Genomic DNA, 18,391 nt, shown 5'->3' with positions numbered 1-18,391 from the left:
ACGTTTATTTTAAAATTAATCAGCCACCAGCAACAGCAGGAACAATGCTGACTTCATCGCCATCTTGGAGGGCTGTTTTTGAGCCATCCAAAAAGCGGATGTCTTCGCTGTTGACGTAGAAGTTGAGAAATCTGCGGGGTTCTCCCTTTTCGTCGCACAGGCTTTTTTTGATGCCGGGACAATTGGTTTCCAGCGATTCAATTAGTTCGGAAATGTTATCGCCGGCGCATTCGATGGTGGCTTGATTGTTGGTAAATTTTTGCAGGGGAGTGGGAATTAAAACTTTGACGGTCATTTTTTTAGTCCTTAGTCCTTAGTCAGTAGTCAGTAGTCAGTAGTCAGTAGTCAGTAGTCAGTAGTCAGTAGTCCTTAGTCAGTAGTCAGCAGCTTAATAACTAATAACTAATGACTAATGACTGATGACTATTAATCAGTAGTCCTCAGTCATTAGTCAACAGCTTAATAACTAATAACTAATGACTCATGACTGATGACTAATGACTATTTATTAAACCGAAACTTGTTGCCATTCTAAGCGTTCGAGCGTGCGGGCGCGTTCTAGGGCGCGCTCGAAGGCTTCTAGTTTCGGTTCGAGGGTGATGGGTTCGCCGATGTAGCCTTGAACAGCTTCCTGCGTTTTCAAACCGTTGCCGGTAATGTAAGCGACGGTGGTTTCATCGGGATTGATTTTACCTGCTTCTACGAGTTTCTTCAAGACTGCGATGGTCGTGCCACCTGCAGTTTCTGTGAATATGCCTTCAGTTTCTGCTAGCAGTTTCATGCCTTCGATGATTTCGGTGTCGCTGACGGATTCAATGTTGCCGTTGGTTTTGCGGGCGATTTCCAAGGCGTACATACCGTCGGCTGGATTGCCGATCGCGATCGACTTAGCAATTGTATTCGGTTTCACCGGTTTCACGAAATCACGTTCTTCGCGGAATGCTTGGGCGATGGGGGAACAGCCGTCAGCTTGGGCGCCGCTGAACCGGACTTTCTTTTCATCAACTAAACCGACTTCGATGAATTCTTGAAAACCTTTGTAAATTTTTGTGAACAAAGAGCCGGAGGCGAGGGGAGCGACGATGTGATCGGGCAATTGCCAGCCTAGCTGTTCGGCAACTTCGTAGCCGAGGGTTTTTGAGCCTTCGGAATAGTAGGGACGCAAGTTGATATTGACAAATCCCCAGCCATGTGTATTGGCGACTTCGCAACAGAGGCGGTTCACTTGATCGTAGTTGCCGTGAACTGCCATGACAGTTGGATTGTAAATCAGAGTGCCGAGGACTTTGCCTGCTTCTAAGTCGGAGGGGATGAAGACTACGCAGTCGAGTCCGGCGTGGGCGGCGATCGCAGCCGTAGAGTTAGCTAAATTGCCGGTGCTGGCACAGGATACCGTTGTGAAACCCAATTCTCTCGCTCTGCTGAGGGCGACTGACACCACTCTGTCTTTAAAGCTGAGAGTGGGCATATTGACGGCATCGTTTTTAATATAAAGATTTTTTAGACCGAGGCGGCGCGCCAAGCGGTGGGATTTTAATAGAGGAGTCATCCCGGTGCCGACATCGATGACGTTATCTGTAGCGACTGGTAAAAATGCGCGGTAGCGCCAGATCGAGTTGGGGCCGGCTGCGATGGTTTGGCGAGTGACGCTGCGGCGGATGGCGTCGTAGTCGTACTTGACTTCAAGCGGGCCAAAACAGCAATCGCAGACGTGCTTGGCTTGGAGTTCGTACTCTTCGCCGCATTCTTTACATTTGAGGGCTGTGAAGGTTGCTGCTGTGGATTGGGTTCTGGTCGCCTGGGTCATAGCTCAACTCTCTAGTTTTGCGATGTTTGTTAATTCTTTTCGCAGAATACCACGCTCAAATTAGTGCGTCAACCATACCCGATTTTTTTAGTCGGGATTGATTTTTCAGTTAAACAGTGGTGTATTTAACTGGGATATTTGGGCGGGCGGGACGCTCACCCCACAAGGATTTGACTTGTTTTCAGGATCTGGCTGGGAATCCAGATTGTCAGGCCCGCACGCGAGCCCTATCGAGCTCAAGGATGATTTGCCGACGAAATTGTTACAAAACTTAATAAATCTTTTTTGGGCTAACAATTTGGGTAGTCGTGCGATCGAACACAACTACAAAACGTCGAATTTTTGATTAACTGAGATATTGCACCATTCTCGCTTAACAGGCTTTCCGGCCTGTTCCACAAAGAATTTTCTTGTGGAACAGGCCGGAAAGCCTGTTCATAAAAAGCTTATTGAGAATGGTGCAACATTTCAGATTAACCAACTTAGCCTAGCCGCCGCTGACTGGAGGGATGAGGACAACTTCGTCGCCGTCTTGGAGGATGGTGTCGGGGGAGACGAATTCCATGTTGACGCCGAAGCGGGTGCGCGATCGCCATTGTTCTAATTGAGGATATTGGGCGATCGAGCTTTCGAGCACTTGAGACACTGGGGTTTCGGGAGGAAGTTCTAATGTAAGTTCCGAAACGCCGTAGGCTTCACCGAAGGCGGCGAACAGTTTAACTGTGACGGTAATTGAAGAGTTAGACACGGCTGTTGAGTGCGATCGACGGTTTGGCAATTATCAACTACACCATACAATTAATTAGGAATTAGGCGCGCCGAGCCTTAGAATTGAAAGCGGCAACCTCTAGTTAAGTTTTACCCCATCGGGTAAAGATGATAGTTGATTGCAGCAAAAACTCTTAACAGGATTGTATGCCGATCGCTCTCACCAACCAGGCGTTAGAAGCAGTTGGCATCCACTTAGATGCAGCTAGCTAAGGTCTAGTTGGCTGCTGTTGAGGCTAATGCGAGAATAATTTTTGAGGATGCGGTATAGATACTTTACGGTAATTGTGGGAGAGTACAAAAAGAACCCACTAAATTTAGCAGGCAACAACGCAGACAAGGCCCTGTCAACCCGCTTCTCCTGACGAAAAATCAGGTTATCAAGTGCGGCTGGGAATGTTCAAACCTTTGCCGTGCTTAGCAAGCTAGCCTTTTTATCTAAGAACAATACTGAAGTTAACGCGATAGAGATATATGGCAAATAACGATTTTAAAGTGCTTCAAATTATTGAAGCTAAAGGCTGGTATGCCTTTGGGAGTACGAAGCAAAGCCAGCACGTTGAGAGATGGGTAAGACCTGTCGTGTGTTGGGTTTTAATAGAAGATAAAAAAAAGCGACGGGTTGTGACAGCTACCGCTAGCTATCAGATCCAGATTGACGACAAAGAAGTCGAGTTTTTTGCCCACGAAAGCGAAATTCAAGATCTGGAGAGTCTCCCGAAGTCTGTCTCGGTATCGGAATTTCTGAAAACAGAAGATTGAGAGAAGGGCAGAAGGAGATAATTTAACAAGTTATTAATTATTCCTTAGTGATTCCTTAAACTTGCTGTCGGATTCTATTGGAATTAGAGGCAGAATCTCTAGATTGGGGACAGGGGGAAACGAGGACAGGGGGAGAATTTATACTTTTGCCTTGCCTTCTGCATCTTGTCTCCAATGCCTTAAGTAGGGCTTGCTGGATAAGTGCAGAAAGGTTACACAGCCTGGTTATGTGATCGTGCGAGCGAGAAAAGTGTGCAAGATAAACAGGTAAAATAGTACAAAACCTTTGCATCACCCAGTGCGCTCGTGTACCGAAAAGCTGAGCTTGCTCCTCCCTCACCCTCTGACTTTGAACTCCCCTCATGTGGAAAGTTGTCACCAGATAACCGTTGGGTAAAAATGGCCCAACTAATCCCGTGGGATGAATTTGAATCAGAATATGCTAAAAACTTCCCCACAGAAATGGGGGCACCCGCCAAATCGTTTAGGATGGCATTGGGGGCATTAATCATCAAAGAAAAACTGGGAGTTAGCGATCGGGAAACAGTAGAACAGATCAGGGAAAACCCCTATCTACAATACTTTATTGGTCAATCAAGCTACAGTAACGAGCTACCCTTTGACCCATCTCTATTAGTTCATTTTCGGCAAAAAATTAGTCCGAACCTAATTAATAAAGTGAACGAACGAATGGTTGAAAAAATCCGCTCCATCACCCCAGTTAAACCAGAAAAAAAAAAGGATTCGGACGCCAAGAATGAGTCAGCCAATCGCGGAAAATTAATCATAGATGCTACCTGTGCCCCAGCCGACATTACCTATCCGACTGACTTAGGACTATTAAACAAAGCCAGAGTTCATACCGAAAAAATTATAGATATCCTATACAAACAGATCAAAGGTCAAACCAGTAAAAAACCAAGAACCTACCGTAATATCGCCCGAAAAGATTACTTATTAATAGCCAAACAAAGAAGACCATCCCGCAACAAAAAAAGACAGGCAATTAAAAAACAACTTCAATATATCAAAAGAAACCTCGCTCATATTGAACAGCTAATTGAGTCAGGTGCGACCCTCGAACGCCTGAGCAAAAAGCAATATAAAACCTTGCTAGTCCTCACAGAGGTCTATCGCCAACAGCAATGGTTATTTGATAACAATAAACAGAGCATTGAGGATAGAATAGTAAGTTTAAGCCAACCCCATATCCGTCCCATAGTCAGAGGAAAAGCCGGAAAAACTGTAGAGTTTGGAGCCAAACTATCAGCCAGTTGTTTTGAAGGATATGTATTTTTAAACCGAATGAGCTGGGATAATTTTAACGAATCAGGAGACTTAAAAGCACAAGTAGAAGCATATCAGAGGTTGACAGGATATTATCCAGAGTCAGTTCATGCAGATCGGATTTATCGAACAAGATCAAACCGAGCTTGGTGTCATGAAAAAGGCATTAGAATCAGTGGACCACCCCTAGGGAGACCCCCAGCAAATGTCAGCAAAGAAAAAAAGAGGCAAGCGTTGGAAGATGACAGAATTAGGAATGCGATTGAGGGTAAATTCGGGGAAGGTAAGCGAAGATTCGGTCTCAATCGTATCATGGCAAAACTTGATAATACTTCACAAACAACTATTGCTATCACTTTTTTAGTCATGAACCTTTCTACCTGGTGGCGCCGGGTTTTTTATGTGTTTTTATGTCGAGCGGATCAAACAATGCCTGTTTTTGGACTTAACATAAGCTGCGCTTATATTTCACTAAAAATAAGGCAGAAAAAACTCATATTTAACTCGGTTTGAATATATCGATCACTCCCGATCGCCAGAAAGCAATCGATTATTCAGCAAGCCCTAAGTAGCCCAAAAAATAAAGAGGCCGGAAGATTGCTGGCAATGCCAACACGCTTCCGACCTTGCTGAATAACAGGGTATGCATATGTTTTTAAAGTATGGCAGGGAGGCTTTTGAAATATCAAGAGGACTATTGCAATCACCCACTTTTGCTTTCAGGCTGTGTTTGCAAGGCTCCTATTATTTTAGACTGAGAATTTGAAAATTGAGAGGGGGGAGGCTTACAGGTTAAGGATTCTAGCTATTTATCTGTAGCGGGTGCTACAAAAAATGGTGGCATTGGCGGACGATCGCACATTCTCGCTAAATTGTTTGCACTCAAAGCTGAAAGTTCGATCGCCCCCTGCAACTGCTGCGACTTTAAACCCCACTAGCAACAGGTTCAGGTTTCTGCTGCGGCATCCGCCGCCCCAGCAGGGCCATCCGCACGCCGCCGGCCGGCCCTAAAGTCACCCCTCGGCGTTTGGCCTGTACGGGCTTTTTCTCGGCCAATACTAGGTCGAAATCCCGCAAAATGGTTGCCAGCACGAGTTTCATCTCCAACTGCGCCAACGCCAAGCCGATACAGCGGCGGCTGCCGCCTCCAAAGGGCAAATACTCATAAGGCGAGAATTGCCTCTCCAAAAACCGTTCCGGTTTAAATTGCAGCGGTTCTGGATACAAATCCTCCCGTCTGTGGGTCAAATAAATCGAGGCGATGACAACCGTGCCCGGTTCGAGTTGATGTCCCATCAGTTCCACGGGCGTGAGAACTTCTCGCGCAAACGTCAGCATTGCCACGGGGTAAATTCGCAGCGTCTCCTGACAAACTGCACTCAGGTAAGGTAAGCGGAAAATCTCCATCGGGTCGGGATTTTCCCCCAAACTGTCCAATTCTTGCAGCAACTTCTGCCGTACCGAGGGCAAGTGGTGAATCCAGTAAAACGCCCAAGCTAGGGCCGTTGCTGTGGTTTCGTGGCCTGCAAACAGCAGCGTCATCAACTCGTCGCGCAATTCTTCATTGGTCATTGGTTGCCCATTTTCGTCGCGCGCGGCCATCATTAAGCTGAGAATGTCGGTGCGGTTGGCGTCTGGTTGCTGTCTGCGTTCTTCAATTTCGGCATAGATTAGTTCGTCAATTTTCCGCTGCCGCTGTTTCATGCGTCCCCAAGGGCTCCACGAGCCCCAATCTTGCTGCATCCAGCCGAAAAACAGTATGCTCGATCGCAGGGGAGAGTTGGTCATATCGAGGACTGAGGCAAGTAGGGGCCTGATCTCTTCCAATCGCGGCCCGTCATCCATGCCGAAGACAGCTTGCAAGATTACTCGCATGGTGACTTCCTGCATCGCGCTGCGGGCCACAAAAGGTCGATCGACCGACCATTTGCTGGCAACATCTTGAGCGATATCGCAAATTAGTTGGCCGTAATTCCGCATCCGTTCCCCGTGAAATGGTGGCATCAATAATTGGCGCTGGCGTTTGTGCCTTTCTCCCGATAGCATAATCATGGATTGTTCTCCCATCAAGGGTTTTAGGATGCTGTTCAGGCGGCCTGGAGCGTGAAATGCGTTGCTGTTGAGCATCTCCTGGACAGCTTGCGGGTGGTGGATCATCACCAATGGTTTCCCGTTGTTCACTTGAGCTGTGAAAATGTCGCCGTATTGTTTGGCACATTTATCCATGAATGTCAGGGGATCGCCGATCCATTGAATTAGCTGCACAAAGGGTGGAGCTGTGGGGCCGTTAGGTAGTGTCATAGGAATTACCGGGGTTTGGGTCACAGGACTTAGCAGTATCAACAAATCTCAAAGAGTTTGAAGGTTTATTCAATCGCTCCCAACCCTTGTTTTTAAGGGGAGAATTGCGTAAGTCCCATATCCAATAATTTTAATAGCTTATTCTCGAACGGTGCTCAAAATATCCTCTCCAAGCTCTGTAAAACGAACAGTTTTGATTTGCCAAGGAGCATAACTGGTTAAAGTTTGGCGCACGCCCCCGAACAAACCTAACATCTGACAACTGGACAGATTTTGCAATTTCTGCCGCGAATTTCCGGAGGCTCGCAGATCCACGGTAGCTATTCCGAGGTCGCGATCGATCTTGAGGCGATAACCAGCCAAACCAAGACTATCGAAAATCTGCTGCTTTAACACTTCATTAACAGCCGATGACATTAACTGGTTTTCTGGGCCTGTCACTGTTTCCGGCTTCAGATTTTGACACAAATTATCTACCTTATAAACCGTAACGGTGGCAGTATTTTCTGAGAGGGTAGCACTGCCTAAAACTGAGGCAACAGAGTTAGAAGGCTGCGTTAATTGACTTGCTCGATCCTCAATTTGATTTCCCATTAGCTGTAGGTGTTGGAACTGACGGGCGCTTGCTGAGAGTTGCCTCTGGTTTTCGGTTGAGGTAGCTGCATCTGAGCTAGAACAACTGCTACCGCCTATCAAAATTAACCAAACGCCTAAATATCCTAACTGTTTGCAGATACGGTTCATAGTTTTTAATACTCTACTAAACGTCAGTGTATGGAGGGTAAATTTTGGTGGTAGAAAGCATTTAGACCCTGATTACACTCACTTAGAAGTATTTCCCGAAGTACGGAGATGAAAACAAGTTAAGAGTTCTTGTTAATACCTGGATTTTAGTGTTAGATCAGGTAAGAGGGGTGTTACCCCCCAGGGGTTTAACCCAGCAGTTTACCTGTCTCAGCAGATCAAGCTCGCGACCCAGCTCGTAAGTGATATCAAATACCTTGTCAGTGGTGTGATGTACCGTTGCAACTCGATCCCTTCCAAGGTCTGAGGTGAAAAGCCTCTTTCCGGTTGGTAAAAGCCTGAGTTTGATTAGTAGTAATGAGGACAGAATCCCGACTTGCGCGCGCATTTTAAGCTCGGCTTCGGAGCGCTTTTTTAACAGCGCCGAAATCGCGGTTAGAGGGAACGTGCAAGTCGCGAACAATATCAAAACTTACGCATCAAGAGCAAAAAAACCGGGTTTTTTAACCAGGCATAAGGGCTGCAACGAAGTGTTTGCGTAAAAAAACTGGTTTCTGGTCAAGTCGCGAATAACATTATTCCGAAGTCAGCGGATCTTTAATGAACAGTCGCGTCAAGAGGGTTATCTCAGCATTCGGTGATTTTTGTCCCGAATCCTCTAAATAAAGAGTGAAAATATCATGAAACAGCAATTATTGACAAAAGTTTTGGTGGCAACCGCGATCGCCCTCACCGGCCTGACGGTTGCTTCTCAACCGAGTTACGGTCGGCGAGTACAGGGGGAAAGTGGATTTTGGTGCAGTACCTCGACCGGTGCGCCGGTGACGGTGTACCAAAACGCTCAAGGTGCCGTAGAGTCTTGGATTGAGTGGACTTCCGATTATTTCTCCGGTTCTGGGTACGATCCGGCAACTCGGTGTCAATTAGTGAGTCAACGCCTCGAAACCTATCGCCGGCGACGAATGCTTAAGTACATTACTGCAGGTCAGATGAACGGCCAGAACGTCATCTGCACGGCGAATCAAGTCAATGGGCTGTGTCAAAATTTAATTTATACCCTCAGACCCGGCCAAGACCCGATCGGCTCTTTGTATAATTTGTTGGCTTGGCGCCAAGGATATGTCGGGATGCCGTCTTTTGATGAAAGCAGTAAAATTCCTTACATTGATGTCAGCGAAAAGCTAGGGGAAAACATGGATGATGAGGCGCAACTGCCCCCTTTTCCCCACCGTTCGGACAGCCTTAAAGATTGACAAATTTTCCATCCCATCACCAATTCCAAGGATTGAGGTGGAAAACTTGGCGCATCAAACAGCGGTACGCATCCCGACGGGGAAATCTTCTGGTTCCGGGACGATCGTCCCGGCAGCATGGCTAAACCTATACAGTGCTTACTAACTAGCAGGTTGTGGCGACCCCCACGAGCGATCAAATAATTGTCACCGACGACGGCCTCCTCCACCCACTGCTAGGAGTTCCGAGGCGGCTGGGCGATATAGATCTGGCGATCGTTCAGTTTCGCAGCGCGAGCGAGTATAAAATAGCACTATTCACCCTTGAACCCGGAGCGGTGTCTGAGCCAGTGTTGACAGTCGGCTTTCCTGCGGGTGCTGAGGTTGGGGGTTTGGCGGTGACGCTGGCTTCGTTTCGGTGTTGCTACCCAAATCTTTGCCTCAAGGTTATAGGTTGGGCTATACAAATGAGGTTAAAATCGGTAGGAGTGGCGACCCGATTTTTAATGGCAAAGGTTTCTTGGTTGGGATTAACGGTAGGGGCAAGTATCGAGATCCAAATTTTGGCGTCTATGCTTTTGAAGATGGAAGTGAACCAACAGCGGAATTATTGGAGAAAATAATTAAATCCAGTTGGGGAATTCCGATTAGTATATATTTGCAGTTCGCCTCGTCTCATCTAGGGAGTTATCGATGAATGTGTGGAGTTTGCGGTTTGACGCGCTGACAATCATCTTGACAGGTGCATTAACAGTGACGGCGGTTGTCAGCCAACAATATGCTGCCTGTGCCAAAACAGCCGAAGAAATTGCCCAGCTAGCGACGTTGACAACTGTGGAAGTCAACAATACACTGGGTTTTTTTGCTAGTGGATCGGGAGTAATTATTGCCAAACAGGGTAATATTTACACTGTTCTGACAGCTAATCATGTAGTGGCAAGCCTCGCTCAAAAATACAGCATTCGCACTCATTTGGAGAAGGACTATGCTGCGATTAGAATACAGCGACTACCGAAAAATGACAGGGATATAGACTTGGCATTGATACAGTTTCAGAGCCGAGAACAGTATCCAGTAGCACCAATGGGCCAGTCAGAACGTGCTGTTGTTGGTTCTGCTATTTACGTTTCTGGCTATCCGCTGCCAATTTCGGGATTTGAACGAAAACTTGAGTTTACTGCTGGTATCATCTCTTCTCGCTTGGGCAGCGCCTCATCGGGGTATCGTCTGCGCTACCAAGCTGTAACCAGGCGCGGGATGAGCGGCGGGCCTGTATTTGATGCTGATGGCAGGGTGGTAGGAATTCACGGCCAGGGCGATACTGTTGGCACAATTAGGAGCCAGTGGAACGGTCAGATTGAGGAGATAAAAACGGGGTTGAATGCGGCAGTCCCGATCGATGCTTTTAGGGAGTTGCTATCACAAAATAAGCATAACGGCTTTGATATTCTCAGCAATATTTCTATCACCAGCGACTCTGGTCAAAACCAACCGAATCGGGGTTATGGAGGATTTGTCTGCGATACCTCGACGGGCGAGCCGGTGACTGTGTATCAAAACCCGCAAGGGTTCAGGGAGCCTTGGATTCGCTGGAATTCTAATTTCTTTTCTAGTTCTGGCTACGATCCTCTAACTCGCTGCCAACAAGTGACTCAGCGCCTTGAAAATTATAACCGAAATAAACAGCTAAATTATGTCACGGTGGGTATTGTAAATAACCAGAAAGCGATTTGCACGACTAGCCGCGTTAATGGGCCTTGCGAAGGTTTGATCTACACGCTGCGCCGCGATCAAGACCCCACTCCTGCACTTAGCAGTTTTTTTGTTTGGCTGGGGAATCAAAAGGCTGTGCCTTCTCTTTCTGAAAGCGGTACTGCGCTTTATATCGATGTCCGGGAACGGCTGGAACAATTTTAGATTGGCGATTTGAGATTTTAGAGTGATTAGTAATGGGTAAACACAGAACCCCGACTTATTAAAAAAGTCTGGGTTCTCAAACAACTACTTATTAGCTGAAAATTTGAGATATTTTACTTATTTATCACTGACATAATAGAACTCATGATTTTTTGGAACACGGAAGCTATAAAATTACTCTTACATTAATCCAACTCAAATTTTTCCGGTATCAAGCATGACAGCAACTACCCCACAGGCAACGTCAACAACGCCCGCTTTTTGCGAAGGCATTCAATATTTTTCTGAAACAGTCCCTGGTTTTGATACTTATGGGAAAACACCTGCGATCGCCGAGGGGAGCAAGTCGATCGCCGATCCTGCCGATCCCGTCGCCGTCTTTCAAACGATGCTGGGAGCAGACGCCCTGCGCTACCTGACGCTGCAAGTTACCGCCAGCAAGGCATCGGGACATCCAGGGGGTTTTGCTAGCCAAGCTGAGGCTTATGCCGCTTTGGTGATGCTCGGACACAAGAACATTGTCACCGAAGTCGGCCATCACGCGCCGGGATTTTACAGTGCGATGTTTCTCGATCGATCTTTGGAGGATATGGGAATTGTTAACGTGCAGCAAGTGCGCGATAAATTCCGAGAAAAAGACGGTTTGTTAGGACATCTTTCCGGTTTCATTCCCGGCCTTTTAGCACCGGCCGGCCCCCTCGGACAAGGGCAGCATTTCGCAATGGCTGGAGCGCTTTTACACCGCGAAAAACTGTTTGCTTTCACAATCGGCGACGGCGGCATGGGCGAACCCTATCCGATGAGCAGCATGGCGCATTTCCACACTGCTTATCCCAGCGTTACTAACTTTTTGCCTGTGTTGGTTTGGAACGGATATTCTCAGGAACATCACAGCATGGTTTCGACTAAAACTAATGCTGAAATGATTGCTTATTGGCAAGGCAACGGTTTTGAAGAAGTTATCTTAGTTGATGCTAAGGAATTTGACGATAAAAATCAACCGGAAGATTATGTTGACAGCACTGCTTTTTCGCTCGAACAGCGCATGGCATTTACCAAAGCTGTTTTACAAGGAGTTGACAAAGCGGCAAAATCTGCTCTCGGCGGCAAATTAACTGCGTTTATTATCAAACAGTTGAAAGGTGCCGGCGTCCACGCGCGCGGAGCAAAATCTCACAACCTTTATCCGAAAGATACGCTGGATGCTCCGCACATTATCAGCGCTTTAAAAGAGCGCGCTTTGACTGCTGCTGCTTGGGAGTTGGTACGGACAAATTGCGAGCGTGCGGGCGGCGGGCCGGCGGCGAAAACAGTTGTTACTGAGTTTACATTGCCGCTGGCAGATTTAGGCGAATTGCCTTTAGAAGAATTTGCAGTTGGGGGAGAACCGAAAATTTCGACAACAGCAATGGGACGTTTGGTAGGGAAAGTCGGCGAGCGCGATCGTACTTTTCTTGTCACTAATGCTGACGGCAATGAAGCATCGGCAATTGCCAATATCAACCAAGCTCTTAAGATTATTCACCCGACGACAGATGACCTGTACAATCAATCGCCAAACGGTCAAGTTTACGAACCTTTGAGCGAAGATGCTTGCGCTGGTTTAGCCGTAGGTTTATCGCTATTCGGAGCGCGGAGTTTGTGGTGTTCCTACGAATCTTTTGCCATCAACGGTTTACCAATTTGGCAAACTGTAACCCAAGCAATGGCAGAATTGCGCCGTCCAACTCCGGCAACTGTCACCTTATTTACAGCGGGTGCATTGGAACAAGGCCGCAACGGTTGGACGCACCAGCGGCCGGAAATTGAGGCTTATTTTGCGGCGATGATGCGGAACGGAAATGTGTTTCCTTTGTTTCCACCGGATGCTAACAGCATTCAAGCTTGTTACGAGTGGGCTTTGACTGCTAAAAATAAGGGAGTTGTGATTACTGCAAGCAAGTCGCCACTGCCAATTCGCACTACTCTTGAACAGACTCGCCAAGCTTTGCAAGACGGTGCAATAGTGCTGCACGAAGTCGATTCCCCGCAAGCTTCCCAAAATCAAGGGGGGAGCAAGAAAGTTGTGTTTGCAGTTGTCGGCGACATGACGTTAATGCCAGTGTTTGAAGCGGCGGCATTTTTGGAAACAGAAGGGATTGGAGTGCGAATTGTTTCTGTTGTGAATCCTCGGCGTTTGTATCGTGCTAGCGATGTTGCTTGGGATACTTGTTCGGAAGCTGACGGCGGCTTTTTGAGCGATGAGAAATTTGCCGAAATGTTTGGCGGAGATGCCTTAATTGGCGTGACAGGCGGTGCTTCTGGGATGTTGGAACCTGTGATGCTCCGGAGCAATTGCAAGCGGGATACTTTCGCTTGGAAGCGGGGGGAAACTACTGCTAGTGCTGGTCAGTTGATGGCGTTTAATGGGTTGACTGCTGAGGCTTTGACTAAAAGGGCGATCGAGCTAGTTCATTAAGTTAGAATGTGAGTGAATGCCCCTGCCTGGTTTGTGCTGGGTAGGGGCTAGTAATATTTAAAATAGGATGGTGATACCTATGACAGCAAAAATTTTAGAAGAAATAGATACGCTTGCAGAACAGCGATTGATTCTCCCAGGTTATTATACTTGGGAGCAATTTGAGGATCTCGAATCTTTGATGGCCGACTCTCCGGGTTTACGGATAACTTATCTTGATGGGTGGATCGAGTTTATGACAGTGGGCGAAGAACATGAAAGCTTTAAAAAAGCGCTCGCTATATTACTGGAAGCATACTTTTTTGAACTTGGAATTGAATTCTTTCCTGTAGGGAGTGCAACTCGCAGAGACCGGGCAAGAGATGTATCCTTTGAACCAGATGAGTCTTATTATATAGGTTCCCGAAAAGAGCATCCCGATTTAGCCGTGGAAGTAACGATTACTAGCGGTAGCACAAATAAACTAGCTAAATATCTGCGACTTCGCATTGCTGAAGTGTGGTTTTGGGAAAATAATCGGCTTGCTGTTTATCGGCTGCGCGAGGATGATTACGAGCAAATTTCAAGAAGTGAGTTTTTGCCGGAGTTGGATTTAGAATTGTTGGTTCGCTGCGTTTTAATGCCTTCAATAATTGAGGCAAGGACAGAGTTTCTTAATGGGGTTCTGGAAGTGGGTTGAATGCTGAGGAGTTGGTAAAAAGTGCGATCGTCTACGAGTGTTTCGCTAACGGCTTGATTGGTTAAGCTAAAATGTGACAGACAACCATTGGCTCTCACAAGCAACCTTTGCGCGATCGGCTCTAACGATTGGTTAGACTTGTAGGTGTAAACTTACTCAGCTCAAAAATAGGAAAATTTATAACTTTGATATTAAATCTGTTAGGAGCGGAATTATTCCTATCTCTATTCTCTTCATCGGCGTGAATCTGCGTCAATCTCTTGTCATCTGCGGCCCGATAAATTCTCTTTTTTTAACCGCAGATGAGGGCAGATAAACACAGATTAACGCAGATGGATTATCTCAAGTCCGGTTGCACAATCCGTGATTTTTGCCTGTTGACTAGATTTAACTCCCGACGATGCTACCGGATTTGATTTGATACGATTCTAGAGCTATACGTGCAGCTTTAACCTCATGCTGAGGGAATAATTTATGCTGAATTTTTTCCTATTTTACTGTTAGATAAATTTGCTTTGTTAGCTGGAAATTTAGCGAGAGTGCTAGAGGTTTTGCGGTTGAATATCAATGTTGGGGGAAAAATTTGTTTTAATTTTATTGATTTTTTTCCCCGCACGCCATCAACCAAAAACTCATCATCGATCGATCGCCCGCAGCGTCAAACTCATCCCGCGAAACCAGATAGCTGGCTATTTCCGACTCTGAAATCAACCCCTGTTTGACCATTTGCAAAATGGGCCCGGAGTCAAGTAAAGGTTGAAACGCTTCAATTCCCATGATATCGCTGTGGCTGACAACCGCTTCTAAATCAACGCTAACAAACCCAGCTTCTTTGAGAATGTGGCACAGATTTCGCCCGACGCATAAATTGCCGCCCCGCGATGCTATCACCTGTTTGAATTTCTCCCTGACAATCTCGACTGACCAAGGTGGATTTGTCAGCCAAAACAGATCCGCATCGCTATCAATAATCACCAGTTTGCCCCCAGGCTTTAAGATGCGGAATATTTCTCTAGCTGCTGCGACGGGATCTGGGAGGTGAACGAACAGCAAACGGGCGATCGCAAAATCGAAAGTGTTAGCCGCCAAACCAGTATCCGCAACCGATGCTTGGATGCGCTCTACTCGATCGCCCCCTTTGTCCTGCAAATATGCTACTGCTTTTTCGTGCAGTAGCGGGTCAATTTCTACCGCTGTTACCGAACTGTTTGGCAGCAATTCTAATAGTTTTTCGGTGAAAAATCCCGGCCCGCTACCAGCTTCCAAAACTTTCATCCCGTCGGCTAAACCGAAGCACTTTAAAGTGCGCGCTTCCTTTTCCCAACTGAGGAGAACTTGAGCTTTTAACCGCTGAATTTCTCCCTCCAATTCCAGATTGAACGTACTTGCTTGATACGAACCTTCGGCTGCCATAAAATCATCCTTTTCCCTGCTTCGACACCTAGATTATAATAGAACTGCGCTTTAGCGCAATTCTCGTGGCGGACATCCACAACCCCAGTTGGCGGACAGATGCAGGACGGGAGCCAGGTAATTCCTCTATTGTAAGAAGATGACCGAGACGATTTTAGATTGGGGATTTGGGATTTTGAATGAGAATTTCAGCGGTTTAAAGCCCCTAGTTTCAACTAGGTCACAAATCGAAAATCGAAAATCCCAAATCTAAAATGGGTTGACGGATTACGTAAACTGACGATGTTGTGTGGCAACGAATCAACTATGCCCCAGACTTTACCTCAACCGCAGAAACGAACATTTTTACTTGTGGATGACCATGCGATGGTGTTAGGTGGCACGCTTAACATTCTGAAGCAAGAATATCCAGAGGCAGACATTCTGACGGCTCCGACGGCTCAGGCAGCCCTTGAGCAAATAGCGCAGACGACCCCGGATTTGGTGATTGTGGATCTGGTGATGCCGGAGACGAGTGGCGAAATAGCTCAAGCAAATTCAGGGCTTCAACTCCTCAAAACTTTGATGGAGCAGTATCCGAGTCTGAATATTGTGGTGCAGAGTGCCCATGTTCGGACTTTAGTTTGGCTGAAACCGTCGATCGACAATCACATGGGCGGCTTCACAGTTGTCGATAAGAGCCAGCCGATGAAAGACTTGCTGGCAATGGTTGATTGGGCGCTGCACGAGCGGATTTATACACCCAGAGAGATCCGCAATGGGCTGCAACTCAAACCCGCCTGGATGCAGGTGTTGCAATTTGCTTTTCACGAGAGCTTACAGGATACTGCGATCGCCAAACGGATGAATGTTTCTGAACGCACTGTGCAGTATTACTGGACTAAGATTCGAGATGTGCTAGAGGTGTATCCTGACGATGATAAGAATCTGCGGATTCAAACGGAAGTGCGAGCTAGGGAAGAAGGATTGATTGATTAGTGAAGCGCGATCGATGGCAAGCAGTGAAATCGGGCGTCACGACTTGGGGACGAGGAGCGCTTCCAGGGGTGATGGTGATTGTCGCTGTGACGATGGCTAGATTGAGCGGTGCGCTTCAGTTTTGGGAGTTGGTGGCGTTCGATCGATTTTTGCGGTTGCGTCCTCCTGAGCCAATGGATGAACGGATTGTAATTGTCGGCATCACTGAGGAGGATATTCAACGCGCTAGAACTTATCCGATTCCCGATCGCGATATTGCCGATTTACTCAAACGCTTGCAGGCCTATCAACCGATCGCGATCGGGCTGGATATTGTCCGCGATATTCCGGTTGAACCGGGTAATGCTGAACTGGCATCGGTGTTTCGCAGCAGCAAGAATGTGATCGGAGTGGAGATTGCACTGCCCGATCGCAGTGGCTTTACCGTCGCACCTCCGCCCGCGCTGCCACCCGAACAGGTTGGCTTTGCAGATTTCGTACTCGATGCGGATGGCTACCAGCGCCGCAGTTTATTGGGCACTAACAACGATCGACAGGAATACCGTTTTTCTTTCGCGCTCCGGCTGGCAGAACTCTATTTAGCAACCCGAGGAATTAAGCTAGGTAATGGAATTCGCGATCGGGAGGCGATGCGCTTTGGCAGCATTGAATTTACCAGAGTGCAGTCAAACTCTGGCGGATATTTGGGGGCGGATGCAGGCGGGAACCAAATTTTACTGAATGTTCGCAGCGGGACAATGCCATTTCGCGTGCTTTCCCTGGAGCAAATCAAGGCAGGACAAGTAGATCCGAACTCGATTCGAGGCAAAATTGTGCTGATTGGGATGATGTCTTTTAGCGCGAAGGATTTGGCAAGTTCGGGTGCGATCGCAGGTATCAATCCCGGACGGATTTACGGAGTCGAAATGCAAGCCCACGAAACCAGCCAGATGATTAGCGCGGTACTCGATCGGCGACCGTTGCTTCAGGTTTGGGGGGAGGGCTGGGAAACGCTCTGGATTGCGGTCTGGGGACTCTTGGGGATGAGTTTGGGACGATTTCTGCGATCGCCCTGGAAAATTTTGATCGGACTCTTAGTCGCCAGCATTAGCCCGATCGCGCTCTGTTACTGGCTGATTCTTTTGGGATGGTGGGTGCCGATCGTACCTGTATTGCTCGTACTCGTGTTGAATGGGGCTGGGTTGACGGCAGCGTTATTTTATCGCCACGAACAGGAACTCCGACTGCGGTTGGAGGAACGTCAATTTGCGATCGAGCAGACCTTTAATGCAATTCATAGCGGCCCGTTACAAACATTGGTTGGAATTTTGAGAACTGCTCAAGAACAAGCCACACCGCCGTTATTTCTACCGGAGTTGCAACGTTTGAATCAAGAATTGCGGGCAGTTTACGGCTCTGTGCAACGAGATGCGATCGCAGATGAACCGCATCTCCGCATGGGGAGTGCGATCGAATTGGCCCTGCAGGCTCCATTGCATGAATTGCTCTACAAGGTCTATTCCAACACGCTCGAACAAGAACTGCCTTACCTCAAAACGATCAAGTTCAAAATTGTGCAGTTCGATCCTTTGAACACCTCGCATCTGCGGTTGGAACACAAGCGAGCACTCTGCCGCTTTCTGGAAGAAGCGCTCTGCAATGTGGGGAAACACGCGATCGAAGCCACTCGCTTGACCGTAATTTGCACTCAAGAAGGCGATCGACAGGTGATTCGGGTGGCGGATAATGGTAGGGGGAAACCGTCTCAGTCAGAAACGCTTAGCTTGGCCCAAATCGATCGAGACAGGGAAACAACCGAAGAGTCAAACCCTAAACTTCAATCTTCAGGATTAGGAACCCAGCTTGCAAAGAACTTAGCCAAACAGTTAGGCGGAGCATTTCGGCGCTACCCGAATCAACCGAAGGGGACAGTGTGCGAGTTAACCTGGTCAGCGAAACGGCGGTGGTTCTGGTAATTGGTTGGGTTCACCCTTGTCAAATCGTTTATGAACGGGCAAGATGCCCGTTCCACAAGAAATTCACTCTTTGTGGAACGGGCAAGATGC

15 protein-coding genes are annotated in these 18,391 nt (G+C 47.4%); 9 read left to right on the top strand and 6 right to left on the bottom strand.

Features of this window, described 5'->3' with window-relative positions; all coding sequences use genetic code 11:
* Window positions 1-19: 19 nt before the first annotated feature.
* The 3 genes from NDI35_RS02505 to NDI35_RS02495 form a co-directional block, all read right to left on the bottom strand.
* Window positions 20-295, bottom strand: coding sequence for a MoaD/ThiS family protein (locus tag NDI35_RS02505; RefSeq protein WP_006632924.1), 276 nt, complete (start codon window positions 293-295; stop codon window positions 20-22).
* A 213-nt stretch (window positions 296-508) separates the two neighbouring features.
* The gene (thrC, locus tag NDI35_RS02500) at window positions 509-1,807 is read right to left on the bottom strand and encodes a threonine synthase (RefSeq protein WP_445311350.1); all 1,299 of its coding nucleotides are present in this window, start codon (window positions 1,805-1,807) and stop codon (window positions 509-511) included.
* 487 nt (window positions 1,808-2,294) lie between these two features.
* Window positions 2,295-2,555 carry a MoaD/ThiS family protein gene (locus NDI35_RS02495; RefSeq protein WP_445311349.1) on the bottom strand — a complete coding sequence of 87 codons (261 nt, stop codon included), beginning with the start codon at window positions 2,553-2,555 and terminating at the stop codon, window positions 2,295-2,297.
* A gap of 494 nt (window positions 2,556-3,049) precedes the next feature.
* Between NDI35_RS02495 and NDI35_RS02490 the strand changes: the two genes are divergently transcribed.
* The gene (locus NDI35_RS02490) at window positions 3,050-3,337 is read left to right on the top strand and encodes a hypothetical protein (protein ID WP_006632921.1); all 288 of its coding nucleotides are present in this window, start codon (window positions 3,050-3,052) and stop codon (window positions 3,335-3,337) included.
* A 306-nt stretch (window positions 3,338-3,643) separates the two neighbouring features.
* Window positions 3,644-5,137, top strand: a complete 1,494-nt coding sequence (locus NDI35_RS02485; RefSeq protein WP_445311348.1) for an IS5 family transposase — start codon at window positions 3,644-3,646, stop codon at window positions 5,135-5,137.
* A 411-nt stretch (window positions 5,138-5,548) separates the two neighbouring features.
* On the opposite strand, the gene NDI35_RS02480 is transcribed toward NDI35_RS02485, so the two are convergent.
* Together NDI35_RS02480 and NDI35_RS02475 are read right to left on the bottom strand one after the other, a co-directional pair.
* The gene (locus NDI35_RS02480) at window positions 5,549-6,925 is read right to left on the bottom strand and encodes a cytochrome P450 (protein WP_445311347.1); all 1,377 of its coding nucleotides are present in this window, start codon (window positions 6,923-6,925) and stop codon (window positions 5,549-5,551) included.
* A 138-nt stretch (window positions 6,926-7,063) separates the two neighbouring features.
* Window positions 7,064-7,669: a hypothetical protein gene (locus NDI35_RS02475; RefSeq protein WP_445311346.1), complete on the bottom strand. Its 606-nt coding sequence runs from the start codon at window positions 7,667-7,669 to the stop codon at window positions 7,064-7,066.
* 680 nt (window positions 7,670-8,349) lie between these two features.
* Between NDI35_RS02475 and NDI35_RS02470 the strand changes: the two genes are divergently transcribed.
* The 5 genes from NDI35_RS02470 to NDI35_RS02450 all read left to right on the top strand — a co-directional run bounded on the left by NDI35_RS02470 (window position 8,350) and on the right by NDI35_RS02450 (window position 13,955).
* Entirely contained in the window at window positions 8,350-8,922 is a 573-nt protein-coding gene (locus tag NDI35_RS02470) for a COP23 domain-containing protein (protein ID WP_445311345.1), read from the top strand.
* A 155-nt stretch (window positions 8,923-9,077) separates the two neighbouring features.
* Entirely contained in the window at window positions 9,078-9,524 is a 447-nt protein-coding gene (locus tag NDI35_RS02465; protein ID WP_445311344.1) for a hypothetical protein, read from the top strand.
* A gap of 70 nt (window positions 9,525-9,594) precedes the next feature.
* Window positions 9,595-10,818, top strand: a complete 1,224-nt coding sequence (locus NDI35_RS02460) for a COP23 domain-containing protein (RefSeq protein ID WP_445311343.1) — start codon at window positions 9,595-9,597, stop codon at window positions 10,816-10,818.
* A gap of 217 nt (window positions 10,819-11,035) precedes the next feature.
* Entirely contained in the window at window positions 11,036-13,276 is a 2,241-nt protein-coding gene (locus NDI35_RS02455; RefSeq protein WP_445311342.1) for a phosphoketolase family protein, read from the top strand.
* A gap of 79 nt (window positions 13,277-13,355) precedes the next feature.
* Window positions 13,356-13,955, top strand: coding sequence for a Uma2 family endonuclease (locus NDI35_RS02450; RefSeq protein ID WP_445311341.1), 600 nt, complete (start codon window positions 13,356-13,358; stop codon window positions 13,953-13,955).
* A 594-nt stretch (window positions 13,956-14,549) separates the two neighbouring features.
* Here the strand turns inward: NDI35_RS02450 and NDI35_RS02445 are convergent.
* On the bottom strand, window positions 14,550-15,368 hold the full coding sequence (locus NDI35_RS02445) for a class I SAM-dependent methyltransferase (protein WP_445311340.1): 819 nt from the start codon (window positions 15,366-15,368) through the stop codon (window positions 14,550-14,552).
* A 306-nt stretch (window positions 15,369-15,674) separates the two neighbouring features.
* On the opposite strand from NDI35_RS02445, the gene NDI35_RS02440 reads away from it, so the two are divergent.
* Together NDI35_RS02440 and NDI35_RS02435 are read left to right on the top strand one after the other, a co-directional pair.
* On the top strand, window positions 15,675-16,346 hold the full coding sequence (locus NDI35_RS02440) for a response regulator (RefSeq protein ID WP_445311339.1): 672 nt from the start codon (window positions 15,675-15,677) through the stop codon (window positions 16,344-16,346).
* Window positions 16,346-18,301 carry a sensor histidine kinase gene (locus NDI35_RS02435; RefSeq protein WP_445311338.1) on the top strand — a complete coding sequence of 652 codons (1,956 nt, stop codon included), beginning with the start codon at window positions 16,346-16,348 and terminating at the stop codon, window positions 18,299-18,301. Before NDI35_RS02440 ends, NDI35_RS02435 begins: the two co-directional genes overlap by 1 nt.
* The last annotated feature ends 90 nt before the right edge of the window (window positions 18,302-18,391 follow it).

This window comes from Microcoleus vaginatus FACHB-2002 (genome assembly GCF_040004035.1).
Lineage (GTDB): Bacteria > Cyanobacteriota > Cyanobacteriia > Cyanobacteriales > Microcoleaceae > Microcoleus > Microcoleus vaginatus_C.
This window is presented reverse-complemented; position numbering and strand designations above follow the sequence as displayed.

Excerpts from the sequence above, each read along its gene's own strand:
- NDI35_RS02505 (WP_006632924.1), bottom strand. The coding sequence starts at position 295 with ATGACCGTCAAAGTTTTAATTCCCACTCCCCTGCAAAAATTTACCAAC.
- NDI35_RS02470 (WP_445311345.1), top strand. The coding sequence starts at position 8,350 with ATGAAACAGCAATTATTGACAAAAGTTTTGGTGGCAACCGCGATCGCC.
- NDI35_RS02450 (WP_445311341.1), top strand. The coding sequence starts at position 13,356 with ATGACAGCAAAAATTTTAGAAGAAATAGATACGCTTGCAGAACAGCGA.
- NDI35_RS02490 (WP_006632921.1), top strand. The coding sequence starts at position 3,050 with ATGGCAAATAACGATTTTAAAGTGCTTCAAATTATTGAAGCTAAAGGC.
- NDI35_RS02475 (WP_445311346.1), bottom strand. The coding sequence starts at position 7,669 with ATGAACCGTATCTGCAAACAGTTAGGATATTTAGGCGTTTGGTTAATT.
- thrC (WP_445311350.1), bottom strand. The coding sequence starts at position 1,807 with ATGACCCAGGCGACCAGAACCCAATCCACAGCAGCAACCTTCACAGCC.
- NDI35_RS02480 (WP_445311347.1), bottom strand. The coding sequence starts at position 6,925 with ATGACACTACCTAACGGCCCCACAGCTCCACCCTTTGTGCAGCTAATT.
- NDI35_RS02440 (WP_445311339.1), top strand. The coding sequence starts at position 15,675 with ATGCCCCAGACTTTACCTCAACCGCAGAAACGAACATTTTTACTTGTG.
- NDI35_RS02460 (WP_445311343.1), top strand. The coding sequence starts at position 9,595 with ATGAATGTGTGGAGTTTGCGGTTTGACGCGCTGACAATCATCTTGACA.
- NDI35_RS02455 (WP_445311342.1), top strand. The coding sequence starts at position 11,036 with ATGACAGCAACTACCCCACAGGCAACGTCAACAACGCCCGCTTTTTGC.
- NDI35_RS02445 (WP_445311340.1), bottom strand. The coding sequence starts at position 15,368 with ATGGCAGCCGAAGGTTCGTATCAAGCAAGTACGTTCAATCTGGAATTG.